The 1,690-nt window shown below is 51.0% G+C and carries 2 rRNA genes; both read right to left on the minus strand.

Features of this window, described 5'->3' with window-relative positions:
* Positions 1-350 (minus strand): 23S ribosomal RNA (locus ACWCIA_RS22840); the annotation flags it as partial.
* A 275-nt stretch (positions 351-625) separates the two neighbouring features.
* A 16S ribosomal RNA gene (locus ACWCIA_RS22845) occupies positions 626-1,690 on the minus strand; the annotation flags it as partial.

The raw sequence follows: 1,690 nt of genomic DNA on the forward strand, positions 1-1,690 counted from the left end.
CACCGTCTGAATTTCGTGTACGGGGCTATCACCCGCTATGGCGCTTATTTCCAGAAGCTTCCACTATTCAATCGACTATCACGTACAGGCTCATCCCATTTCGCTCGCCACTACTTTGGGAATCTCGGTTGATTTCTTTTCCTGCAGCTACTTAGATGTTTCAGTTCGCCGCGTTCGCTTTGCATGCCTATGTATTCAGCATGCAATGACCTAAAAGGCCGGGTTTCCCCATTCGGAAATCTGCGGATCAAAGTGTGTTTGCTCACTCCCCGCAGCTTATCGCAAGCTACTACGTCCTTCATCGCCTGTAATCGCCAAGGCATCCACCATGTGCACTTATTCGCTTGTCCCTATAACGTTAGCCTCTGGTTGACACCAGAGAGCGGTCATAGAAATAAGAGTACAGCTTGTTGCAAGTTTGTTGATACCTTTACTACTACCCTAAGTGTGCGATCAAATCATTGCTGACTTAACCTCACGCTTAAAAAAACTTTACTTCTTCCAGATTGTTAAAGAACAAAACTACACTTACCTAAGGCACCAGGCCTTACATAAGCACAGTCTTTTCAACAGTCGATAAGTGTGAGCGTTTGGTGACTGGCCTCTAGGACCGGTGCTACTCTAGAAAGGAGGTGATCCAGCCGCACCTTCCGATACGGCTACCTTGTTACGACTTCACCCCAGTCACGAATCCTACCGTGGTAAGCGCCCTCCTTGCGGTTAAGCTACCTACTTCTGGTAAAACCCGCTCCCATGGTGTGACGGGCGGTGTGTACAAGACCCGGGAACGTATTCACCGCGGCATGCTGATCCGCGATTACTAGCGATTCCAACTTCACGTAGTCGAGTTGCAGACTACGATCCGGACTACGATACACTTTCTGGGATTAGCTCCCCCTCGCGGGTTGGCGGCCCTCTGTATGTACCATTGTATGACGTGTGAAGCCCTACCCATAAGGGCCATGAGGACTTGACGTCATCCCCACCTTCCTCCGGTTTGTCACCGGCAGTCTCATTAGAGTGCTCTTGCGTAGCAACTAATGACAAGGGTTGCGCTCGTTGCGGGACTTAACCCAACATCTCACGACACGAGCTGACGACAGCCATGCAGCACCTGTGTTCAGGTTCCCTTTCGGGCACTCCCCGATCTCTCGAGGATTCCTGACATGTCAAGGGTAGGTAAGGTTTTTCGCGTTGCATCGAATTAATCCACATCATCCACCGCTTGTGCGGGTCCCCGTCAATTCCTTTGAGTTTTAATCTTGCGACCGTACTCCCCAGGCGGTCTACTTCACGCGTTAGCTGCGTTACCAAGTTAATTAAAACCCGACAACTAGTAGACATCGTTTAGGGCGTGGACTACCAGGGTATCTAATCCTGTTTGCTCCCCACGCTTTCGTGCATGAGCGTCAATCTTGACCCAGGGGGCTGCCTTCGCCATCGGTGTTCCTCCACATCTCTACGCATTTCACTGCTACACGTGGAATTCTACCCCCCTCTGCCAGATTCAAGCCTTGCAGTCTCCATCGCAATTCCCAGGTTGAGCCCGGGGCTTTCACGACAGACTTACAAAACCGCCTGCGCACGCTTTACGCCCAGTAATTCCGATTAACGCTTGCACCCTACGTATTACCGCGGCTGCTGGCACGTAGTTAGCCGGTGCTTATTCTTCAGGTACCGTCATTAGCAA

The sequence above is a fragment of the Massilia sp. SYSU DXS3249 genome (genome assembly GCF_053668055.1).